Genomic DNA, 20,468 nt, shown 5'->3' on the forward strand with positions numbered 1-20,468 from the left:
GTGCCACGCAACTGCGGGGAAGGCGAGCCGCTCTGAGGTGGCGAAGCCATCCTTCGCTGCACCGCGAACATGCGGCAGCCCCGTGGGCAGGTTGAAGCTGGACCCCTAGCCTCGTAGCGGGCTGGATCAGGAAAGTCGTTCGAAGACCGCGGCGAGACCTTGGCCGCCGCCAATGCACATCGTCTCCAGGCCGTATCGCGCCTCCCTGCGGTCCATTTCGCGCAGCAGGGTGGCGAGGATGCGGGCGCCGGTGGCGCCGACGGGGTGGCCGAGGGAGATGCCGGAACCGTTGGGGTTGAGGCGGGGATCGTCGGGTTCGATGTTCCAGCGGCCCAGCACGGCGAGGACTTGGGCAGCGAAGGCTTCGTTCAGTTCGATGACGTCCAGGTCGGCGAGGGTGAGGCCGGCGAGGGTGAGGGCGCGTTCGGTCGCGGGGATCGGGCCGATGCCCATCGTGCGCGGGGCGACGCCCGCCACGGCCCAAGAGACCAGCCGGGCCAGCGGGCGAAGTCCGAGCTTGCGCGCGTGCTCCGGTGTGGTGACGAGGCAGAGGGCCGCGCCGTCGTTCTGGCCGCTGGAATTGCCTGCGGTGACGGTGGATTCGGGGTCCACCGAAGCCCGGATCGGTCGCAGTGTGGACAGCGCCTCGAGGGTGGTGTCGGCGCGCGGGTGTTCGTCGGTGTCGACAAGGACAGGTGCCGAGCGGCGTTGCGGAACAGGGACTCCGACTATCTCGTCGGCGAATCGTCCCGCGAGCTGGGCGGCTACGGCGCGATGGTGGGAGAGCACGGCCAGCGCGTCCTGGTCCGACCGGCTGATCGCGTACTCGGCGCGCAGGTTCTCCGCGGTCTCGATCATTCCGCCGGGCACGGGGAAGTCGCGTCCGCCTGCGGTGACACGCGCCCTGGCCAGCCGGTCCGCGAGCGCGACGCCGTCGCCCTTGACGCCCCACCGCATTCCGGTCGCGTAGAACTCGGTCTGGCTCATCGACTCCACGCCACCGGCCAGCACGAGATCGCTGCCGCCGGAGGCGACTTGCAGGCAGGCCTGGATGACGGCCTGGAGTCCGGAGCCGCAGCGCCGATCGACCTGGAGGCCGGGCACGTCGATGCCGAGGCCCGCGTCGAGGGCGGCGATTCGGCCGATAGCGGGTGCCTCGCCGTTGGGGGAGGCCTGGCCGAGGATCACGTCGTCGATCGAGGAGCCGTCGATGCCGGTGCGTCGCACCAGTTCCGTGATGATGGTGGCGGCGAGTTGTTGCGGTGGAACGTCTTTGAGTACGCCGCCGAACCGGCCGACGGGTGTACGCAACGGTTCGCAGATGACTGCGTCGGGCATGGTTGTCCTTATGGGAGGGGCGATCACATCGCGTCGATGCCGGTGAGGGCGCGGCCGATGATGAGCTTCTGCAGCTGGCTGGTGCCTTCGTAGAGGGTGAGCACGCGCGCGTCGCGCAGGTATTTGCCCATCGGGTATTCGTCGATGAAGCCGTAGCCGCCGAACACCTGCAGGCAGTTGTTGCTCACTCGCACGGCGGTCTCGCTGGCCGCGAGCTTGGCCATGGAGGAGGCGAGCTGCACCTCGTCCCGCGACGCTCCCGCGTCGACGAGCGAAGCGGCCTTCCACGTCAGCAGGCGGGCGGATTCGACGTCCAGTGCGGAGTCGGCGAGTAGTTCCTGGACGAGCTGTTTGGTGGCGATGGGCTTGCCGAATTGGGTGCGTTCGGTCGAGTAGCGCACCGCGGCGTCGAGGGCCGCCTGCGCGACTCCGACGCTGCCCGCGGCCACGGAGATGCGCCCTTTGGCCAAGGCGCCCAACGCGATACCGAGACCCTTGCCCACCGCGCCCAGACGCGCCGAGTCGGGCACTCGGACTTCTTCGAACGACAGCGCGGCCGTGGCTTGCCCGCGCAGCCCGAGCTTGCCGTGGATGGTCGTCGCCGTGAAACCCGGTGTGTCCGTGTGCACGAGGAAGGCGGTGATGCCTTTGCCGCCCTCGGCCGAGGTGCGCGCGAACACCAGGGCGACCTTGGCCCAGGTGCCGTTGGTGATGAACATCTTCTCGCCGGAGATCACCCAGTCGTCGCCGTCGCGCACCGCCTTGGTGCGCAGCGAGGCCGCGTCGGAGCCGCTGTCGGGTTCTGTCAGCGCGAAGCAGCCGAGCGCGCGGCCCGCGGTCAGCTCCGGGAGCCACCGGTGTTTCTGCTCGTCGGTGCCGTGCGCGGCAATCGATTTGGCGACCAGCCCGAGCGACACCGAGACGATGCCGCGCACAGCGGAGTCGCCGCGCCCGAGTTCCTCGCAGACCAGGATGTAGGAGAGCATGTCGACCTCGGTGCCGCCGAATTCCTCGGCGATGCCGAGCCCGAGGAAGCCGAGTTCGCCGAGTCGTTCGACGATGGCAAGGTCGACGGTTTCGGCGCGGTCCCAGTCGCGCGCATGCGGGGTGATCTCGGTGTCGACGAAATCGGCGGCCAGCGCGCGGATCTCGCGGTGCGTGTCATCGAGAACGAACATCGGTTCCTCGGTTCGGGAGCAGGTCTTCGGGACGGGCGCCCCTGGCGTGCAAGGGGATCCGCTGCTCGGCGCGGGCACGGAGCCAGGTGCTCACCCGGTAGCGGGGATCGCGGGTGTAGGCGTACAAGCCGTCGAGTATCGCGGTGATCCGCTCGGTGCCGACCGACTCGCCGAATTCCAGCGGTCCGAGCGGATAGCCGAGACCGAGGCGCGCGCCGCGATCGATGTCCTCGGGTGTGCCGATGCCGTGCTCGGCGAGGGCGCAGGACAGGTTCACTATGGCGGCCAGGATCCGTTGCGCCACAGGGGCGGTGACGTCGGCGGTCGGTGTCGGGGTGTAACCGGCGGCGGCCAGGACGCGCAATGCCGGTGCGACGACGACGAGGTCGACGGCACCCGGCACGATCACGGTGAGGCGGCGGCGATCGATCCCGAGCGGATCGATGCCGAGGGTGCGGGCAGGGTCGAGGCCGTAGCGGGCGGCGACCCGATAGGTCGGTTCGCCGATCGGCAGGACGAGCGAGACCACCTCGGCGCCGGGAGTTTCGAGCACCGTCGCTCCGGATCGCCGCAGTATCGCCGCGAAATCGGGGTGATTGTGGACATGGACCGGGATGGCCGCGGCGTCCGGCGTGATCTCGGGCTCGGCGGGCAGCCGCGGTGCACCGTCTTCGTAGCGGTAGAACCCTTCGCCCGTCTTGCGTCCGAGCAGACCGGCGGCGACGCGGGTGGCCGCGATCGGGGAGGGCCGAAGGCGCGGGTCGCCGTAGAACCCGGCGGAGACGGTCTCCATGACGGGATGGCTGACGTCCAATCCGGTGAGGTCCATCAGCTCGAACGGGCCCATCCGCAGGCCGAGGGTGTCGCGGACGATGCGGTCGATGTCGGCGGGGGAGGCGACCTGTTCGGACAGGATGGCCAGCGCCTCGCTGGGCAGGGCGCGCCCGAGGTGGTTGACGAGGAACCCGGGGGTGTCCCGCGCCAGGATCGGGGTGTGGCCCAGCCGGGTCACGAAAGATGTTGCGGTGTCGAGCAGTTCGGGCGCGGTGCGCAGGCCCGGAACGACCTCCACCAGCGACATCAGCGGAACCGGGTTGAAGAAGTGCAGCCCGATGAGCCGAGAGGGATCGTGCAGCGCCGACGCGATCGCGGTGATGGACAGCGAACTGGTGTTGGAGGCGAGCACGGCGTTCGGCGTCGCGCTCTCCAGTTCGGCGAAGATCGCCTGCTTGACCGGAAGCTTCTCGACCACGGCCTCGATCACCAGATCGATGTCGGCGGCGGGTGCGGTCGGGGCGGTGCCCGCCGTGAGCCGCGCCAGGATGGCCTCGCCCTCCTCGGCGCTGCGTTTGCCCTTGTCGACGGAGCGGTGAACCATCGACGCGACGAACTCGAGCGCGGCGCGCACCGCGGCGTCGTCGGCGTCGGTCAGCTCGACGCGGTATCCAGCGGTCGCGGCGACCTGCGCGATGCCGCGGCCCATCGCGCCCGCGCCGACGATGCGAATGCGTTCGATCGGTTCCATCAGTGTCCTTCGTAGGTCGGGGAGCGCTTGGCGAGGAAGGCGGCGATGCCCTCGGCGTGATCGGCGGTGTCGAACAACATTTGAAAAGTCGTGCGTTCCAAGGCGATCGCGGTGTTCAGCGGAGCGTTCTCGGCGTGCCGCGCAATGCTGCGGATCGCGCGGACGTTCAACGGCGGCTGGCGCAGGATGGTCGCCGCGATGTCGACGGCCGCGTCCAGCGCGGTGCCGTCGGGCACGATGTCGGCGACGATGCCGATCTGCTGTGCGGTCACGGCGTCGATCGGCTCGCCGGTGAGCACCATGCGCAACGCGCGCGCCCGTCCTGCCCGCTGCACGAGGCGGCTCAGTCCGCCCGCGCCCGGAATGAGCCCGACCCGGATCTCCGGCTGGCCGAACCGCGCCGACGCCCCGGCGACGACGAGATCGCACGCCATCGCGAGTTCGCATCCGCCGCCGAACGCGTAGCCTTCGACCGCGGCGATCACGGGTGTGCCGAGTTCGTCGAGCACCGAGAACACCTTGCCGGTCTCCTGCGCGAGCAGATCGGTGGGGCGGTACGTGCTCATCTCCTTCAGGTCCGTTCCCGCGACGAAAACGCCCGCGTCACCGGTGAGGACGACGGCGCGTACGGCGCGATCGGCGTCCGCTGCCGAAAGTTCTTCAGCGAGCAGCATTTTCGTCGGCAGATTCAGCGCGTTGCGGGCCTGCGGCCGGGAGATGCGCAGCACGCGGATGCCCGCGTGTTCACCGGACAGGTCGGAACGGAGGACGGAAGCTTCACTCATGCCGAGACCTCGCTGGCGCTCGGCCCCGATATGCGCGAGGCGCGCTGGCACAAATTTCGCTCACTGCGTTCGTTCATCGGAGATACACCCTGGTCGGATCGATGGTGGTGCGCAGCAGGTCGAGCTCCGCTGCGGTCGGGGGTTCGGTGACGGTGACGGTGCCCGCCACCCGAAGCGGCCAGCCGGTGGCGGCCAGTACTTGCTCGACGGAAACGCCGGAATGCGTTGCGGTGAGCCGCAATTGGCCGTCTTCATCTGCTGTGAGCACGCCGAGTGGGGTGATCACGGTCGTCACGCCGCGCCCCCGGGTGCGCACCCGAGGCTCGGCCCGGCGCGCCACCGACGGCGCCGGGCTGGTGGTGAAATCGAGCCGCTCGACGAACGAGCGCGGGTCGTGGCGCCGCAGGACCACGAAGACCTCGTCGGCGTTGGCCATCACCTCGGTGGCCCCGCCCGCTCCGGGCAACCGCGCGGCTGGAGCCGCGTAATCGCCGATCACGGTGCTGTTGAGGCTGCCGAAGGGATCGATCTGGGCCGCGCCGAGAAAGCCGACGTCGATGTAGCCGCCCTGCAAGACGTATCCGAAGAGCGCGTGCATCCCGAGGATCGCCTCGGCACCGGTGGCCAGCGGTGCGTCGCCGATGGTCTGCGGCAGGCGCGGGGGATGCGCGCCGCAGACCCCCGACTCGTACACCTGCTCGAGGTCGGGCGAGGTGGTCGCCCGCGCCAGCGCTACGGCGAGGGTCGGCAGGCCGATCCCGGCGAAGACCCGGCGTTTGCCGCGCAGGTGGCGGGCGCTGAGCACGGTCAGCAGCTCACTGGTGGTCGTCACGGGGTGCATCCGTAGTCGACGGGGTGGGACATGGCGGGCTCCGGGATGAGGCGGTCGAAGTAGCCAGTACCGAGTTTTTCCAGGTAGGCGGCGTGATCGGGCAGGTCGTAGATCCATTCGTGCAGCCACCGGTCCAGCGCGGCGGGGTCCTTGCTGATCTCGGGCCAGGATCGGTAGAAGTCGTTGTCGCGGTCGTAGTACCCCTGCACGAAGGAGGGATGCGCACCGCGCGGGCACTCGACGACCGCGTCGACCGCGAATCCGGGGATCACGGTGCGGTTCGGGTCGGCGCGGATCACCTCGTCGTCGACGATCTCCTCGACCACGACGATGGTGCGGGCCGACGCGAACGCCACTTCTTGGAGCGGGCCGAGAATGCCCCACGCCTGGACGTTGCCCGCGCGGTCGGCGCGTTGCGCGTGCAGGATCGCGACGTCGGGCCGCATCGGCGGGACCACGTAGATCTCCTCGACACCGCCGTCCGGGTCGGGGAACGGCGACGCCACCTTCGCGATGCGCGGATTGTGCGCGGGCAGATCGCTGCCCGCGTACGAACGCAGCGGGTAGAAGGGAAGATTCGCGGCTCCGGCGAGATAGCGGGCGAGCAGGCCGAAGTGGCTGTACTCCTCGATCTCGATGCCGCGCGATTCCCCGCGCTCCACGGCCCTGCGGATGGCGTGCAGTGAGCCGACCGAGCTGTTGCCGGTGAACGAGAAGATCATCGCGCGCGCCGCGCCCGCCGCGATCAGCTGGTCGAAGACGATGTCGGGCGTCATCCTGACCAACGTCAGGTCGCGCCTGCGCTGGCGGATCAGTTCGTGACCGGCGGCGACCGGGATCAGATGGGTGAATCCCTCCAAGGCCACGGTCGCGCCGTCGTCGACGAACGCGGCGATGGCCTCGCGCATCGTCAGCTGCTTGGACCGGGGCATCGGGCTCCTTCGTTCGGATCGATCCTCACGGTGCCTTGTTCGACCGATATAGTCCAATACTCAATTCGCAATGCAGTGATACCGATTCTTACCGAATGGGGACGTCGTGGAGTTCCGTCATCTCGCCGGGTTCGTCGCGGTCGCCGAGGAGTTGCACTTCGGCCGCGCCGCCGAGCGCCTGCACATGGCCCAGCCGCCGCTGAGCCAGCAGATCCGTGCGCTGGAAAAGGAACTCGGGGTCGCGCTGTTCGAACGGAACACGCGCTCGGTGCGGTTGACCGCCGCGGGCGAGGTGCTGCTGCCGCACGCGCGCAAGGTGCTCGACGACATCGAGCTGGCCAGGCGGGCGGCGGTCGCCTCCGGCCGTGGCGAGGTCGGCCGGGTCTCGATCGGCTTCGCCGGCGCCAGTAGCCACGAGGCGCTGCCGACGCTGACCAGGGCGGTGCGCGCCGCGCACCCCGGCATCGAGGTGCGCCTGCGCGGGCAGACCTACGCGGGCGCCGCGCTGAACCTGGTCGCGGCGCGCGAGCTGGATCTCGGTTTCGTCCGGCTGCCGGTGCGGCGCGAGGGCGTCGCGGTGCGGGTGATCCAGTACGAGCGGGTGGTCGCGGCGCTGCCCGTGGAGCATCCGCTCGCCGACGCCCCCGACATCGATGTCGCCGACCTCGCCGACGACGCCTTCGTCACCTTCCCCGGCACGCAGGGATCGAGCGTGCGCGACCATCTGGTGCGCACGGCGCTCGACGCCGGGTTCACACCGCGCATCGTGCAGGAGGCCCCGGACTCGTACACGATCCTCGACCTGGTCGCCGCCGGGGTCGGCGTGACGCTGACTGTCTCCTCGGTGCAGCACATCCACCGGTCCGGCATGGTCTACAAGGAATTGCGCGGCGACGTGCCCGCGCTCGCCTCCGCCCTGGCCTGGCGGGCCGACAACACCTCGCGCGCCCTCGCCGCCGTGCTCGAGGTGGCCGAAGAGGTGCTGCCGACCCCGCCCGAGCCTGCGCCGGGCGAGCGCTGAAATCCGCTACAGGCCCATGTCTTTGGCGATGATCATGCGCATCACCTCGCTGGTGCCGCCGTAGATCCGGTTGACGCGGTTGTCGGCGTAGAGCCGGGCGATCGGATACTCGGTGATGTAGCCGTAGCCGCCGTGCAGTTGCAGGCAGCGGTCGATCACGCGGGAGGCGGTCTCGGTGCAGAACAGCTTCGCCGAGGCGGCGTCGGCGGGCGTCAGCTCGCCGCGATCGTGCGCGGCCAATGCCCGATCGACGACCGCTTCGGCGGCGTCCACCTCGGCACGGCAGGCGGCCAGCTCGAACTTGGTATTCTGGAAGCTGGCCACCGGCTTGGCGAATACCAAACGGTCCCTGGTGTATTGGTGCGCGAAGCGGACGGCCGCCTTGGCCTGGGCGTAGGCGCCGACGGCGATGCTGAGCCGCTCCTGAGGCAGGTTCTGGCCGAGGTAGGAGAAGCCGCGGTGCTCCTCGCCGAGCAGATCCTCGACGGGCACCCGGACGTCGGTGAAGGTGAGTTCGGCGGTGTCGGAGACCTTCAGACCCAGCTTGTCCAGCTTCCGCCCGACGGAGTAGCCGGAAGAGCTGGTGTCCACCACGAGCAGGGACAGGCCGTAGCGGCGGTCCTCCGCCGTGGTCGGGGCGGTGCGCGCGCACACGATGACCCGGTCCGCGTGCACGCCGCCGGTGATGAAGGTCTTGGCGCCGTTGAGCACGTAGTGCGTGCCGTCCTCGGACAGGGTCGCGGTGGTGCGGATGCCCGCGAGATCCGAGCCGGTGCCGGGTTCGGTCATGGCGATGGCGAACATCGTCTCGCCGCTGACGAACCCGGGCAACCAGCGCCGCTTCTGCTCCTCGGTGGCCAGCGCCTTCAGGTACGGAAGGCACAGCGACACATGCACACTGGAGCCGCCGAAGGATACCGCGGCGCGCGCGATCTCCTCGGTGAGCACGGCCTGGAAGGAGAACGATTCGATGCCTGCGCCACCGTATTCGGTGGGCACCTCGATGCCGAACACGCCGAGTTCGCCGAGCTTGTAGTAGAAGTCGCGGGGCACGATGCCGTCGGCGTACCACTTGTCGTAGACCGGCACGACCTCGGACTCGATGAAGGACCGGACGGTCTCCCGGAACGCCTCGTGGTCGGCCTCGAAAACTTCTCTGCGCACGATGATTTCCTTCCATGTCGGGGCGGCGCATGAGCACCGCCGAGCAGGCCTGCCCGGTTGTGCGCCGGACAGGCCTGCGGGTTGTGTTCTCGCGGAACTACTTCGGGGGCGCCGGAACCGAGGGGTCCTTGCAGTAGGGCAGTTCCGCCGGGCAGGGGGCGATGATGGTGGAGAAGTACTGGAACGCCGAGAACAGCGCGATCGGGCCGCCCACCGTGATCAGTCCGACCATGGCGCCCACCGCGCCCAGCGTGGCGGCGCCGAGCACGCACCCGGCGATGGTGGCGCCGACCCAGGGCAGCAGCAACGCGATCACCGGGCTGGCGACCGTGGCGCCTGCCGCCCCGCCGAGCAGGCAGCCGACGCCGCCGCCGAGCACCGCGCCGACGACAGCGCTGACCGCGGCGCTGATGGTCATCCGCTGGGCGAACACGCCGAGCGCGGATTGGTCACGCGGCGTGAAGGATTCGGCGACCTGCTTGGCCGCCTGATCCGTGCTGATGACCTCGTTCGGCGACACCGCGGCCACCGGCTTTCCGCCCTCGCGGGACGGGGTCAGGATCGCGCGGTCACCCTCGACCCGCGCCGCGATCGGATACGCCATGGCGTCCATGCGGTAGGTGAGCGGCACGGCGGCGACGGGGGTGTCGTGCGTGTCGGTGACCACCAGCTGGTCCGCGACCACGCGCAACTTGCCGTCGCCGATGGTCACCACGGCGGAATCACCTTGGCGGGTGACCTCGTAGTGCACCGCACCCTGTTCCTCGGCGGGCTGGGCGTTGGTGACGCCCGCACCGCCGACACCGACGGCAACGGCCGCCAGAGCTGCGGTCACGACGCTGTTTCGCAGTTTCATTGTTGATCCTCATCGATCGGTTTTCTTCGTGCTTGCCGACGACGCCGGAATGCGCCGCGGCACGTGGTGGGGGAGTGGTTTACCGGCCGGTGTCGATGACGTCGCCGGTGAGCACCCAGTGGTCACCCTCGAACCGCTGGATGCGCAGGGACTCCATCGGGAACGCGTCGCCTTCGCCGGTCTTCAGCGTGATGCCGGGCAGCAGCAGGTCGATGCCGACATCGTTCAGCGAGCGCATGGCGTCGCGAAGTCCCTCGCGGGTGGGGCATTTCGCGGCTTCCATCGTCTTGTGGAAGCTCTCGGCGGCCGACCAGCCGACCACGGTGTACTGGTTGGTCGGGTCGGCGCCGGGCGCGTACTTGGCCAGCTTTTCTTGGTAGAGACGCATCGCGGGATCGGCCGACCACTGCGGGTCGGACGGGTCCTTGGTGAACGCCGCCGACACCACGCCCTGGGCGTTGTCCAGGCCGACCGGTTTCAGCGTGCTGATGGTGTTGGCCACCTGGGTCAGGATGTGCAGCGGGTTCCAGTCGGTGTTGCGCCGCTCGGCGGCCAGTGCCTGGGAAGCGAACTTCGGCGTGGAGAAGTTCAGCAGCACATCGGCTTTCGAGCCCGCCAGATTGCGTACCTGCGGTTCCACGGTCGGGTCGGTGACCTCGTAGCTCTGCTCGGCGACCACCCGGACGCCGCTGCCCGCGACGGCCTCGGTGAAGCTGGTCAGCAGGTCCTTGCCGAAGTCGTCGTTCTGGTAGAGCACGGCCACGGTCGCGTCGGCCTTCTGCTGGCGCACGTACTGCGCGAAGGCGCGGCCCTCGGCGCGGTAGCTGGGCTGCCAGCCGATGGTCCACGGATGTCCGTCGTCCGCACCCCATTTCGTCGCGCCACCCGCGACGAACACCTGGGGTACCTTGCGCTGGTTGAGGTAATCCCACACGGCGGAGGAGGTGGGGGTGCCCAGCGTCTGGAAGACGGCGAACACCTGATCCTGCTCCACCAGCCGCCGGGTCTCCTCGACGGTCTTGGGCGGCTGGTAGCCGTCGTCGCGGACCAGGTACTCGACAGTGCGGCCACCGATTCCGCCGTGCTCGGCGTTGAGGTAGTCGAAGTAGGCGCGAACGCCCTTGGGCAGCTCGCCGTAGGCGGAGGCCGGACCCGACAGCGGGTAGACCCCGCCGAGCTTGATGCTGCTGTCGGAGATGCCGGTGGTCTGCTGACCACGGCATTCGCCCTGCCCGACGGTGCTGCCCGCGTCGCCGCGGCCGCCGCAGCCGGAGACCGCGAGCAGGACGGCGGCCGCGACGCCGGCGGCGCGGATTGCCTTAGTGCGCATTGTTCTTCCCTTTCCGAACGAGACGTTCGAGCCAGCGCGCCGTGCGGCCGATGAGTCCGGCCAATCCGTTGGGCGCGAGGTACATGACCGCGATGATCAGCAGCCCGAAGATCACTCCGGGGGCGGCCTGGTTGAGGTCCTGGGCGAAGCTCGGGACGTACATCACGAAGAGCCCGCCGAGCAGCGGCCCCCACTGGCCGCCGAGCCCGCCGACCACCAACCCGGCCAGCAGCGTGATGGACAACCCGACGGCGAAGGAATCCGGGGAGACGAACCCGATCACCCAGGTGTAGACGCAGCCTGCCGCTCCGGCGAGCATGGCGCCGCAGGCGAAGGCGAGGGTCTTGTAGAAGGCCAGGCGCACGCCCATCACCTCGGCGGCGATCTCGTTGTCGCGGATCGCGTGCAGCGCCCGGCCGACCCGCGACCGCAGCAGCCCGGCCACCAGGAGGAAGCTCGTGACAGTGACGAGCAGCGCCAGGAAGTACAGCCACTGGTCCTCGGCCAAACCGGTCCACACCGGCGGCGCGGGCTTGGTCAGCGTCAGCCCCATGGAGCCGCCGGTGACCGACTCGAACCGCTTGAGCAGCGGCACCAGGAAGATCGCGATGGCCAGGGTGACCAGCGCCAGATACAGCCCGCGCAGCCGCAGCGCGGGAATGCCGAGGGCGAACCCGAGCGCGAAGGCCACCGCCGCGGCGACCGGAAGGGTCGCGAAATACGGTGTGTCCCAACGGTCCATCAACACCGCGCTGGTATAGGCGCCGACGGCGAAGAACGCTCCGTGCCCCAGCGAGATCTGGCCGGTGTGCCCGACCAGTAGGTTCAAGCCGAGCAGGGCCACCGCGTAGATCATCGCCAGCGCCAGCTGGAAGGTGCGGAACGGCACCAGCTGGAACGGTGCGAGACAGGCGATCAGCAGCAGCGCGCCGATCGCGAGCCATGACCAGTCCGGCATCCGAAGTCGTCGCGATTCGGTGCGCGGGGAGACGGTTTCGGTCGGCGGAGTGGACGTTTCCGCCGCGACGGATGTGTTTCGAGTTCCCATGTCGCTCATACCCGTTCCACCACCGCGCGACCGAACAGCCCCTGCGGTCGCAGCAGCAGGACACCGAGAATGATCACCAGTGGCACGCCGATCTTGAGTTCGGTGCCGATGACGTCGAGGTAAGCGCCGGTGAGGGTTTCGGCGACCCCGACGATGAGCCCGCCCGCCACCGCGCCGCCCGGGCTGTCGAAGCCGCCGAGCGTCGCCGCCGCGAAGGCGTAGATCAGGACGCCGCCCATCATGTTCGGCTCGAGGAACAGCAGCGGCGCCGACAGCACCCCGGAGACCGCGCCGACCAGCGCGGCCAGGCCCCAACCCAGCGCGAGCACGGTGCCCACCCTGATGCCGACCAACCGCGCCGACTGCGGGTTGCAGGCGACCGCTCGCATCGCCAGGCCGATCTTGGTGTAGCGAAACAGCAAGTACAGCAGGCCCATCACCGCGGCCACCACCGCGAGCACACCGAGGCTGCCGTATCCCGCGGTGACGCCGCCGGCGCGGAAAGCGCCCTCCGGGAATGGGTTCGGGAACGACTTGACCTGGTAGGACCAGATCCAGCCCGCCGCGGCGTTGACGAAGAAGAACAGGCCGACGGTGACGATCACCAGCGTCAATTCCGGTGCGCCTTCGACGGGCCGGATGATCACGCGTTCGATCAGCATGCCGCCGAGGAACGACACCGCGAGCGTGGCGGGCAGCGCCAGCCAGAACGGCCATCCGCTCTCGACGAACTGCCAGGCCAGGAAGGCCGAGAACATGGCAAGCTCGCCCTGGGCGAAATTGACGATGCCGGTGAACCGGTAGATGAGCACCAGCGCCAAGGCAAGCCCGGCGTAGAGCGCTCCGGCCGTGAGGCCTTCGATGATCTGTTGCAGAAATCCGGCCATGGTCACACCCGGTATCCGAGATAGGATTCGGCGACCTGCTCGTCGGCCTTGATCTGGGCCGCGGTGCCGGACAAGACGATTCGGCCCGTTTCCAGGACGTGCGCCCGGTGCGCGGTGCCGAGCGCGAGATGCGCGTTCTGCTCGACGACGATCACGGTGGTGCGCTCCTCTTCGTTGATGGTGTGCACGATTTGAAAAAGCTCCTGGGTGACCAGGGGCGAGAGGCCGAGCGATGGCTCGTCCAGCAGCAGCAGCCGGGGCCGGGACATGAGCGCCCTGCCGATCGCCAGCATCTGTTGCTGACCGCCGGACAGTCCGCCCGCGGTCTCGCGCAGCTTGTCGCGCAGGATGGGGAAGAAGTCGAAGACCCGGCGCAGGTCGGCCTCGGTGCGGACACGGTCGCGGTGCTGATAGGCGCCGAGGCGGAGGTTCTCCTCGACGGTCAGCGGCAGGAAGGTGCCGCGGCCCTCGGGCACGTGCGCGACGCCGAGGCGGGCGATGGCTTCCGGTGTGCGGCCGGTGATTTCGGCGTCGCCGAGGCGAACCGCCCCGCGCACCCGGATCATCCCGCACAGTGCCCGCAACAACGTCGTCTTGCCCGCGCCGTTGGGGCCGAGGATCGCGCAGACCTCGCCGCGGGCCACCGAGAAGCTCAACCCGTGCAGCACCTTGGCCGCGCCGTACCCTGCGCGCAGATCGGTGATGGTGAGGAACGGTTCGTCGGTCATGCCGCTGTCCCCAGGTAAGCCCGGATGACCGCCGGATCGCGTTGCACCGCTTCGGGTTCGCCCTCGGCGATGACCCTGCCGAATTCCAGGCACACCACCCGATCGCAGGTGCCCATCACGAATCCCATGTGGTGTTCGACGACGATGACCGTCAGGTCGAACTCGGTGCGCAGGGCGCGTAGGCGCTCGGCGAACACGTCGACCTCACCGTGGCTGAGTCCGTTGACCGGCTCGTCGAGCAGCAGCAGGCGCGGCCCGACGGCCAGCGCGCGCGCCAGTTCGATCCGCTTGAGCGTGCCGAACGGCAGGCCTGCGGCCGGATGGTCCGCGATGTCGGCAAGGTCCAAGCGCTCCAGCAAGGCGTCGACCTCGGCGCGCAGCCGCCGTTCCTCCTTGCGCACCCCCGGCAGCCGCAGGCTCGCGGAGACGAAGCCGGCGCGAGCCCGGTGGTGCGCGCCGACGAGGACGTTGTCCCGCACCGACATGCGGGGGAACAGGCCGAGGTTCTGGAAGGTGCGGGCGATGCCGAGTTCGGCCAGCGCGTCCGGACGAACGGTCAGCAGGTCGTCACCCTGGTAGCGCATGACGCCTTCGGTGGGCTGGTACCGCCTGGTCAGGCAGTTGAACAAGGTGGTCTTGCCCGCGCCGTTCGGACCGATCAGGCCGACCATCTCGCCCGGCGCCACGGCGAAGCCGACGTCGTGCAGGGCGGTGATGCCGCCGAAGCGAACGGTCAGGTGGGATATCTCGAGCATTCGTCCTCCGGCCCGCGTCCGAGACGTGGGTGAAAATTCCGAGCGGGTCGGCGCAGTCTCCGTGGACTGGCCTGTGGATCGTGGTCAGCGTAAAGACCCTGGTCAGGGCGCACATCGGACGCGGAGGCCCAATCTCGGACGTCCGGTTTGTCCGGCGTGGACAGGGTGGATGTCTCGTTCGGGCCGGTTGACACTCGCGACGAGGGCCGTGGAGTATGCCGGGTTATGTCAGCTGGATCACATTCGATCGGCGTTTCGGCGCCGGTCCAGGCCGAGCGCACGCGGATCGTGGGCAGTGTCTTCGAGCACGCGCACGACATCGCCGACGCGGGCATGTCCGCGATCCTGGCGCAGGTCCCCGGGTACGCGGCGCGCGATACCGCCTTCCACACCGACGTGCACGACCAGCTGACCCGCCTGTGCCGGACCGGGCTCGGTGCGCTGCTGGACAAGCGCCGCGTCACCACCTCCGACATCGCCTACGCCCGGCGGGCCGCGGCGCGCCGGGCGCAGTCCGGGCTGACGCTGGTCGACTACATCTCGGCGTTCCGGCTCGGCCAGCAGGCGATCTGGAAATCGCTGGTCGCCCACGCGGGCGATTCGGAGGCCGGGCGCGACGCGGCGCTGTCGATGGTCGTTCCGCTCACCCGCTATTGCGATTTGATCAGCACCCAGGCGGCCAACGCGTATCTGGAATTCCAGCAGTACCTTTCGGCGGAGGCCGGGCGTGACAGCCGGGAGCTGGTGGAGTGCCTGCTGGACGGCGTGCTGCCGGACCGGGGTCCGCAGCTGGCCACGGCGCACGCGCACGGCCTCGGCACGGAGCGGGCCACGGCCATGGTGGCGGTGACCGCGGTCGTGTTGCGGACGGCGGATCGCGGGCAGCCGGGTGATTCCGAAGCGGCGGCCAGGCACATCGCCTCGGCCGCGCTCGCGCGCACCGGGGTCAACGGGCTGCGCACCCTGTCGGTGGTGCGCGGTTCGGAGATCGTCGCGCTTCCCGCGCTCGCCCGCGACGGCGCCACCGACGAGCTGTGCGCGCGGCTGCGGCGGACCCGCGACAAACTGCACGCCGAGGGCATCACCCTGGCCATCGGCGTCAGCACCGCGTTCACCGAGATCGCTCAGTTTCCCCGCGCCTACCAGCAGGCCCGTTCCGCGCTGGACCTGCTGCCCGAAGACGGCGGAGTCCTCGCCCTGCCGCATCTCTCGCCGTTCCGCTACCTCATGCTGCGCGCCGACGACACCGTCCGTCAGCTGGTGGATCCGCGCATCGCCGCCGCGCTGGCCGAGGACCGGATGCGGGGCGGGATGCTGGCCGACACCATCCGCGCCTTCGTCGCCGCCGACATGAACCTGCGCGAAGCCGCCGACGCGCTGCGCATCCACCACAACACCGCCAAGTACCGCCTGCGGCGCATCCAGGAACTCACCGGCCGCAACGTCCGCAGCGTCCACGACCTGGTCGAGCTGCTCGTCGCCATCGAACTGCACGCCGCTCCGAAGTAACGCGCGAAACAGAAACTTGCACCGCTAGTTTCCCTGCTCTACGGTGGCATAAACTTGCGTCGTTAGTTTTGGAGGTGGCATGAACGCCACGCTGTCGTTGGCGAGCATTCTGGCCGAGCAGGCGCGCCGCCGCCCGGATCGGATCGCGTTGATCGAGGGCACGCAGCGCATCACATTCGCCGAGCTGTGGGCGCAGGCCCGCGAACAGGCCGCCGCCCTCATCGGACTCGGGGTGCGTCCCGGCGACCGCGTCGCGCTGATGTGCCCGAATACCGCCGAGTTCCCGCGCGCCTACTACGCGATCCTCGCCGCGGGCGGAGTGGTGATCCCGGTGCATCTGCTCCTGACGGCCGACGAGGCCGCTCACGTGCTGCGCGACAGCGGGGCGACGCTGCTGGTGTGCCACGAGCAGTTCGCCGGTGTCGGGCAGGCCGCGGCGGCCGCGGCGGGCATCGGCTGTCACAATCCGAATACCCTTGCGGCGGAACCGATCAGGTCGTACGTCTCGCGTGCGCCCGGCGACCCGGCCGTGGTGTTCTACACCAGCGGCACCACCGGCAAGCCGAAGGGCGCCGAGCTCAGTCACCTGAACATGGTCATGAACGCGACGGTGAACGCCTTCGACGCCAACGACGTGCGCAGCGACGACGTCGCGCTCGGCGCGCTCCCGCTGTTCCACATCTTCGGACAGACCGTCTCCATGAACTCCACCTGGCGCGCGGGCGCGACGCTGGTGTTGCAGCCCCGCTTCGACCCCGACGCGGCGATCCGGCTGATGCACGCCGAGGGCGTCAACACCTTCCACGGCGTGCCGACCATGTACGTCCGGTTGATCACCGCCGCCACGAAACTCGGTGCGCCACAACTGCGTTTGTGCATCTCGGGCGGCGCGTCGCTGCCGCAGCCGGTGCTGGAGACCTTTCACGACCTGTTCGGCACCCGGATTCTGGAGGGGTACGGGCTCTCGGAGACCTCGCCGACCGCGGCGGTGAACCAGCCGGACTTCGGGCCGCGCGCGGGCACCGTCGGGCACGCGGTGTGGGGCGTGGAGGTGGAGATCGCCGACCCCGCCGCGCCGGACGAGATCGTCCTGCTGCCGGCCGGAGAACTCGGCGAGATCGTGATTCGCGGGCACAACGTGTTCAACGGATACATCGGCAACCCCGAGGCCACCGCGCGTGCCGTGGTGCAGGGCTGGTTCCGGACCGGCGATCTAGGCGTGAAGGACGCCGACGGGTATGTGACGATCGCCGACCGGATCAAGGACATGATCATCCGCGGCGGCTTCAACGTGTACCCCAGCGAAGTGGAAGAGGCGCTGCTGTACCACCCCGCCGTCGACGCGGTCGCGGTGATCGGCCTGCCCGACAAGACCTACGGCGAGGAGATCTGCGCGGTCGTCGTCGCCGGAGGACCACTGACCGCGGAGGAGATCGTCGCCTTCGGCCGCGAGCGCCTCGCCAAGCACAAATATCCGCGCCGCGTGGAGTTCGTCGACCAGTTGCCTCTCGGTCCGAGTCACAAGGTGCTGAAGCGCGAACTCGTGCGCCGCTACGGCTGAAGCCGCTGGTAGCCGGATGTTCGCCGAAGGAATGTTCGATACCGATCCGGGTAGGCGAAGAGCGGGGTGGAGGACGACACCGGAGAGGAGGTGCTCGCGGTGATGATGGACATGGACATGTTCGGGCAGCTCATGGGGATGCTGCGCGGATTGTGGAACAACATGTTTCCCGGCATGCCGATGATGATGTGACGCAGCAGTCGATGAAGGGGGTGGATAACGGGTTGGCAGCCGAACCGCAGGGGGATTCGAGGGGGTTCCGACAGAAGGCCCCGGCGAGCAAGCGCAGGTAGACAGGTCCTTCGCCGCAAGAGGTGAAATGCGATCGTCCACCGGCCTATGCTTGGAGCACAACAAGGAGGGCGGCCGGGGCCGCGGATCGTGGCTACGATCGCGCGACGCCGAGTGCCGAAGGACAGGCCGGCCGCAGGCTGAGATCTTCAGACGAGCACAGTCCCACGCGGTTCTCGGGCGAATCGCACCGACCAGGTGACGCCGTTCGACGGCGGCGGCAGGTCGACAGGTGGGACACCATCCCGTTGGGAGGTTCTGCGATGTCGACGAAAATCGTTGTGCGGTCCGGCGTCGGGCGAACGCACCATCACATGCGCGACAAGCGGCGGCCCGGGGGACGCTCGGTGGCCATGCGCGGCAACTGCGTGGTGATGGTGGTGGACGGCGAACTGGATCTCGCCGGGCTTCCCGAATTGTGCGCCGCACTCGACGCCATTCCCGAGCGCGGCTGCAGTGCGGTCGTCGTCGACTTCCGCGCCACTCGTTTCGTCGGGATACGCGCCGCCCTCGCGTTGGGAGAGTACAAGCGGCAGCTCGCCGAACAGGGCATCGACCTGCGCTTGGTGTCGGGTCACGCCGAGATCGACCGGGTGCTCGACCTGGTCGGGGTGCGCGCGCTGTTCTGCTACTACATCAGTCTTGACGAAGCACTCGGGCCGTGAGCCGCCCGCGCTGAATTCCTCGAAGCACGGGTGCGCTTCGTTTTCTGGACAGGGTCCCGTCGAGACTTCGTTCTCTGTGTTGTGGGGTCCTGTCGCGTGTTGACAGGCTTGACTCCGGTGGTCGTGCCCGCGTCGTCGGTTGCGGCGGTCGCCGACAGTCGATCCCGCGCGACCCAACGCTCGGGTTGTGCGAAGGAGTTGCCATGCTCGAGACGAGCCCGTCGGTGGCAGATCCCAGTGGCATGCCTCCCATCGAGCGGCAGACGGCCGCGGTGCGGGATCCGCACATGGTCCTCCGGGAACTGGCGTCGGGCTTCCCCGCGGGCGTGCTCGTCGGGCTCACCGTCCGCTCCGGTGCCGAGATCGAGGTCATGGCGTGGTCATCGCCGCGCGCGAAGCTGGCCGAAGAAGCGCAGCTGATCAGCGAGACCGCGCCGAATCGGCTGGCGCTGCACGAGGAATCCGCCGTGACCGTCGCCGATCTGGATACCGAGACCCGCTGGAGCGAGTGCCGGGCACAGCTGCGTCTGCTCGGTCTGCGCTCGCTGCACTGCCGCAGGGTGGCCGGAGCCAAAGGCCGGATCGCGGTGCTCGACCTCTACGCCGACCGGTCGAACGTCCTCGGCGCGGACCTGGACGTCGCGGTCGAGGCCGCCTGCCACCAGATCGCGGCGATGCTGGACGGCGGCGAGTGACCCGTCAGTCGTGCAACGTCGTCTGCGGCGCGACGCCGTAGGCCTGGCGGTAGGCGCTCGCGAACCGGCCGGGATGCGCGAAACCCCAGTTCGCGGCGACGCTCGTGACGGTGAGCCCGCTACCGGACGCGCCCGCGCGCAACTGCTCGTGCGCTCCTGCCAACCGCACCGTTCGCAGATACGCCATGGGCGTCGAATCCAGGTGCCTGCGGAACGCGAGCTGGACGGCACGGATGGTCACGTGCGCGCCCGCCGCGATGTCGGCCACGGTGATCGGCTCGTTCGCGTGCGCCTCGATGTAGGCGATGGCACGGCGCAGGGTGTCCGGGTGGGCGTCCCTGCGGTCCACGACCGTCGGATCCGGCGACGCGTTGTTCGGGAAGGCTTGCAGCACGCTGGCCGCGAGACACTGACCGGCGGAGGCGGCGATGAGTGGCGATTCCCGCGCCTCGGGCACCGCGAGGACGTGCTGGCGCAGCCACCGGATCACTTGGCGCAACTGAGCGATCGCGGTATCCGAGACCGGACGATGGTGCAGCAGGCGTACCGGTTCCTCGCGGCCGGGGATCGCGGCGGCCACCTGGGTGAGCAGCTTCGGGTCGAACATGGTGAGCCGGTAGCGCGCGCGGCGCACCACGCCGGAATACGGTTCGTCCGGCGGTGCGATCATCGCCAGGTCGCCCGACACGAAGGTGTCGGCCGAGCCGTCGGCGAAGGTCTCCTCGATGGCGCCGCTCTGCATGTCGCACAGGCACACGCGGCCGAGCGGATCCGCGCGGTACGCCATGTCGAACCCGAGTTCGAGCTGGTCGTCGCTGATCGTGCCGAGCACGTCGCGGGCGACCTTCGCGTGCGTCCGCTCCTGACTGCTGCCGATCCGCATCTTGGTGTAGGCCGCGTTCAGCATCGCTTCGGTCGCGGCGAGATCCTCGCTGTCGAATACGAACGTGTCCATCGCTGCTCCGCCTCAGCCGTGCCCGCTGGCGGGCGACTGTCGAACGACCGCCCGCGGCGCTCGACGTGCGAGCACACGGGGGCGAAGTCCCCAGGGTAGTCCGATTCTGGTTCGGCCGTGCCGAAGCGTGGACGCGGCGGCGGAGGTGTCAGGGTTGCGGGTTGTCCGGCGGGGCCGGACGCGGGAGTTTGGGGCGAGGAGTCAGGACGTCCTCGTCGGACGGTTCGGGATCGCGCCATTCGTCGGCGTGGTTCGACGGGCTGGCGTGCAATGCGCCGTGGAGCTCGCGGGCGAGTTCGTCATCGCGCTTGGGGCCGTGCTTGCTGTTTCCGCGTTCCATCGTGTCCTCCTCTCGCGCTGGCCGATAGTGCCGCAGCGGTACTTCGCCGGTTACCCAGCGTCGCGGCGGCGAA

Annotated in this window: 21 protein-coding genes; 6 read left to right on the forward strand and 15 right to left on the reverse strand. The window is 69.3% G+C overall.

The window, feature by feature from the left end:
- Positions 1 to 126 precede the first annotated feature (126 nt).
- The 6 genes from AB0H50_RS11615 to AB0H50_RS11640 form a co-directional block, all read right to left on the reverse strand.
- On the reverse strand, positions 127 to 1,338 hold the full coding sequence (locus tag AB0H50_RS11615) for an acetyl-CoA C-acetyltransferase (RefSeq protein ID WP_357450013.1): 1,212 nt from the start codon (positions 1,336 to 1,338) through the stop codon (positions 127 to 129).
- Positions 1,339 to 1,361: 23 nt separating this feature from the next.
- The gene (locus AB0H50_RS11620; protein WP_357450016.1) at positions 1,362 to 2,516 is read right to left on the reverse strand and encodes an acyl-CoA dehydrogenase family protein; all 1,155 of its coding nucleotides are present in this window, start codon (positions 2,514 to 2,516) and stop codon (positions 1,362 to 1,364) included.
- Positions 2,500 to 4,041, reverse strand: coding sequence for a 3-hydroxyacyl-CoA dehydrogenase (locus AB0H50_RS11625; protein ID WP_357450018.1), 1,542 nt, complete (start codon positions 4,039 to 4,041; stop codon positions 2,500 to 2,502). The genes AB0H50_RS11620 and AB0H50_RS11625 overlap by 17 nt, the downstream gene beginning before the upstream one ends.
- Positions 4,041 to 4,826 (reverse strand): enoyl-CoA hydratase-related protein, encoded by a 786-nt coding sequence (locus tag AB0H50_RS11630; RefSeq protein ID WP_357450021.1) that lies wholly within the window; start codon positions 4,824 to 4,826, stop codon positions 4,041 to 4,043. The genes AB0H50_RS11625 and AB0H50_RS11630 overlap by 1 nt, the downstream gene beginning before the upstream one ends.
- A gap of 73 nt (positions 4,827 to 4,899) precedes the next feature.
- Positions 4,900 to 5,667: a CoA-transferase gene (locus AB0H50_RS11635; protein ID WP_357450024.1), complete on the reverse strand. Its 768-nt coding sequence runs from the start codon at positions 5,665 to 5,667 to the stop codon at positions 4,900 to 4,902.
- Entirely contained in the window at positions 5,655 to 6,590 is a 936-nt protein-coding gene (locus AB0H50_RS11640) for a CoA-transferase (RefSeq protein WP_357450027.1), read from the reverse strand. Before AB0H50_RS11640 ends, AB0H50_RS11635 begins: the two co-directional genes overlap by 13 nt.
- A gap of 106 nt (positions 6,591 to 6,696) precedes the next feature.
- Between AB0H50_RS11640 and AB0H50_RS11645 the strand changes: the two genes are divergently transcribed.
- Entirely contained in the window at positions 6,697 to 7,611 is a 915-nt protein-coding gene (locus tag AB0H50_RS11645) for a LysR substrate-binding domain-containing protein (RefSeq protein WP_357450029.1), read from the forward strand.
- A 6-nt stretch (positions 7,612 to 7,617) separates the two neighbouring features.
- Here the strand turns inward: AB0H50_RS11645 and AB0H50_RS11650 are convergent, their stop codons facing one another.
- The 7 genes from AB0H50_RS11650 to AB0H50_RS11680 form a co-directional block, all read right to left on the reverse strand.
- A complete protein-coding gene (locus AB0H50_RS11650; RefSeq protein WP_357450032.1) occupies positions 7,618 to 8,775 on the reverse strand; it encodes an acyl-CoA dehydrogenase family protein in 1,158 nt (385 codons plus the stop codon).
- Between the two features lie 97 nt (positions 8,776 to 8,872).
- On the reverse strand, positions 8,873 to 9,631 hold the full coding sequence (locus tag AB0H50_RS11655; RefSeq protein WP_357450035.1) for a hypothetical protein: 759 nt from the start codon (positions 9,629 to 9,631) through the stop codon (positions 8,873 to 8,875).
- A 79-nt stretch (positions 9,632 to 9,710) separates the two neighbouring features.
- Positions 9,711 to 10,961, reverse strand: a complete 1,251-nt coding sequence (locus tag AB0H50_RS11660; protein WP_357450038.1) for an ABC transporter substrate-binding protein — start codon at positions 10,959 to 10,961, stop codon at positions 9,711 to 9,713.
- Complete coding sequence (locus tag AB0H50_RS11665) at positions 10,951 to 12,018, reverse strand: branched-chain amino acid ABC transporter permease (RefSeq protein ID WP_357450041.1); 1,068 nt, start codon at positions 12,016 to 12,018, stop codon at positions 10,951 to 10,953. The genes AB0H50_RS11660 and AB0H50_RS11665 overlap by 11 nt, the downstream gene beginning before the upstream one ends.
- Complete coding sequence (locus AB0H50_RS11670) at positions 12,015 to 12,896, reverse strand: branched-chain amino acid ABC transporter permease (RefSeq protein WP_357451520.1); 882 nt, start codon at positions 12,894 to 12,896, stop codon at positions 12,015 to 12,017. Before AB0H50_RS11670 ends, AB0H50_RS11665 begins: the two co-directional genes overlap by 4 nt.
- Positions 12,897 to 12,898: 2 nt before the next feature.
- A complete protein-coding gene (locus AB0H50_RS11675; protein WP_357450043.1) occupies positions 12,899 to 13,624 on the reverse strand; it encodes an ABC transporter ATP-binding protein in 726 nt (241 codons plus the stop codon).
- Entirely contained in the window at positions 13,621 to 14,379 is a 759-nt protein-coding gene (locus AB0H50_RS11680; RefSeq protein ID WP_357450046.1) for an ABC transporter ATP-binding protein, read from the reverse strand. Before AB0H50_RS11680 ends, AB0H50_RS11675 begins: the two co-directional genes overlap by 4 nt.
- A gap of 225 nt (positions 14,380 to 14,604) precedes the next feature.
- Between AB0H50_RS11680 and AB0H50_RS11685 the strand changes: the two genes are divergently transcribed.
- From AB0H50_RS11685 to AB0H50_RS11705, 5 genes are all read left to right on the forward strand, one after another.
- A complete protein-coding gene (locus AB0H50_RS11685; RefSeq protein WP_357450049.1) occupies positions 14,605 to 15,888 on the forward strand; it encodes a helix-turn-helix domain-containing protein in 1,284 nt (427 codons plus the stop codon).
- A 79-nt stretch (positions 15,889 to 15,967) separates the two neighbouring features.
- Entirely contained in the window at positions 15,968 to 17,449 is a 1,482-nt protein-coding gene (locus AB0H50_RS11690) for a long-chain fatty acid--CoA ligase (protein WP_357450052.1), read from the forward strand.
- Between the two features lie 66 nt (positions 17,450 to 17,515).
- Positions 17,516 to 17,641, forward strand: a complete 126-nt coding sequence (locus tag AB0H50_RS11695) for a hypothetical protein (RefSeq protein WP_357450055.1) — start codon at positions 17,516 to 17,518, stop codon at positions 17,639 to 17,641.
- Between the two features lie 362 nt (positions 17,642 to 18,003).
- Positions 18,004 to 18,405 (forward strand): STAS domain-containing protein, encoded by a 402-nt coding sequence (locus AB0H50_RS11700; RefSeq protein ID WP_357450057.1) that lies wholly within the window; start codon positions 18,004 to 18,006, stop codon positions 18,403 to 18,405.
- Positions 18,406 to 18,608: 203 nt separating this feature from the next.
- Positions 18,609 to 19,100, forward strand: coding sequence for a hypothetical protein (locus AB0H50_RS11705; RefSeq protein WP_357450059.1), 492 nt, complete (start codon positions 18,609 to 18,611; stop codon positions 19,098 to 19,100).
- A gap of 4 nt (positions 19,101 to 19,104) precedes the next feature.
- Here the strand turns inward: AB0H50_RS11705 and AB0H50_RS11710 are convergent, their stop codons facing one another.
- Together AB0H50_RS11710 and AB0H50_RS11715 are read right to left on the reverse strand one after the other, a co-directional pair.
- Positions 19,105 to 20,055, reverse strand: a complete 951-nt coding sequence (locus tag AB0H50_RS11710; RefSeq protein ID WP_357450062.1) for a helix-turn-helix transcriptional regulator — start codon at positions 20,053 to 20,055, stop codon at positions 19,105 to 19,107.
- A 148-nt stretch (positions 20,056 to 20,203) separates the two neighbouring features.
- Positions 20,204 to 20,395: a hypothetical protein gene (locus AB0H50_RS11715; RefSeq protein ID WP_357450065.1), complete on the reverse strand. Its 192-nt coding sequence runs from the start codon at positions 20,393 to 20,395 to the stop codon at positions 20,204 to 20,206.
- Positions 20,396 to 20,468 lie beyond the last annotated feature (73 nt).

The organism is Nocardia sp. NPDC050793, assembly GCF_040654065.1.
In the GTDB taxonomy this organism is placed as follows: Bacteria; Actinomycetota; Actinomycetes; order Mycobacteriales; family Mycobacteriaceae; genus Nocardia.

What these genes read in the sequence shown, in the direction of transcription:
- AB0H50_RS11705 (WP_357450059.1), top strand. Translation starts at nt 18,609, where the DNA reads ATGCTCGAGACGAGCCCGTCGGTGGCAGATCCCAGTGGCATGCCTCCC.
- AB0H50_RS11615 (WP_357450013.1), bottom strand. Translation starts at nt 1,338, where the DNA reads ATGCCCGACGCAGTCATCTGCGAACCGTTGCGTACACCCGTCGGCCGG.
- AB0H50_RS11660 (WP_357450038.1), bottom strand. Translation starts at nt 10,961, where the DNA reads ATGCGCACTAAGGCAATCCGCGCCGCCGGCGTCGCGGCCGCCGTCCTG.
- AB0H50_RS11670 (WP_357451520.1), bottom strand. Translation starts at nt 12,896, where the DNA reads ATGGCCGGATTTCTGCAACAGATCATCGAAGGCCTCACGGCCGGAGCG.
- AB0H50_RS11700 (WP_357450057.1), top strand. Translation starts at nt 18,004, where the DNA reads ATGTCGACGAAAATCGTTGTGCGGTCCGGCGTCGGGCGAACGCACCAT.
- AB0H50_RS11630 (WP_357450021.1), bottom strand. Translation starts at nt 4,826, where the DNA reads ATGAGTGAAGCTTCCGTCCTCCGTTCCGACCTGTCCGGTGAACACGCG.
- AB0H50_RS11685 (WP_357450049.1), top strand. Translation starts at nt 14,605, where the DNA reads ATGTCAGCTGGATCACATTCGATCGGCGTTTCGGCGCCGGTCCAGGCC.
- AB0H50_RS11620 (WP_357450016.1), bottom strand. Translation starts at nt 2,516, where the DNA reads ATGTTCGTTCTCGATGACACGCACCGCGAGATCCGCGCGCTGGCCGCC.
- AB0H50_RS11635 (WP_357450024.1), bottom strand. Translation starts at nt 5,667, where the DNA reads ATGCACCCCGTGACGACCACCAGTGAGCTGCTGACCGTGCTCAGCGCC.
- AB0H50_RS11640 (WP_357450027.1), bottom strand. Translation starts at nt 6,590, where the DNA reads ATGCCCCGGTCCAAGCAGCTGACGATGCGCGAGGCCATCGCCGCGTTC.
- AB0H50_RS11675 (WP_357450043.1), bottom strand. Translation starts at nt 13,624, where the DNA reads ATGACCGACGAACCGTTCCTCACCATCACCGATCTGCGCGCAGGGTAC.
- AB0H50_RS11625 (WP_357450018.1), bottom strand. Translation starts at nt 4,041, where the DNA reads ATGGAACCGATCGAACGCATTCGCATCGTCGGCGCGGGCGCGATGGGC.
- AB0H50_RS11715 (WP_357450065.1), bottom strand. Translation starts at nt 20,395, where the DNA reads ATGGAACGCGGAAACAGCAAGCACGGCCCCAAGCGCGATGACGAACTC.
- AB0H50_RS11690 (WP_357450052.1), top strand. Translation starts at nt 15,968, where the DNA reads ATGAACGCCACGCTGTCGTTGGCGAGCATTCTGGCCGAGCAGGCGCGC.
- AB0H50_RS11655 (WP_357450035.1), bottom strand. Translation starts at nt 9,631, where the DNA reads ATGAAACTGCGAAACAGCGTCGTGACCGCAGCTCTGGCGGCCGTTGCC.
- AB0H50_RS11665 (WP_357450041.1), bottom strand. Translation starts at nt 12,018, where the DNA reads ATGAGCGACATGGGAACTCGAAACACATCCGTCGCGGCGGAAACGTCC.
- AB0H50_RS11710 (WP_357450062.1), bottom strand. Translation starts at nt 20,055, where the DNA reads ATGGACACGTTCGTATTCGACAGCGAGGATCTCGCCGCGACCGAAGCG.
- AB0H50_RS11680 (WP_357450046.1), bottom strand. Translation starts at nt 14,379, where the DNA reads ATGCTCGAGATATCCCACCTGACCGTTCGCTTCGGCGGCATCACCGCC.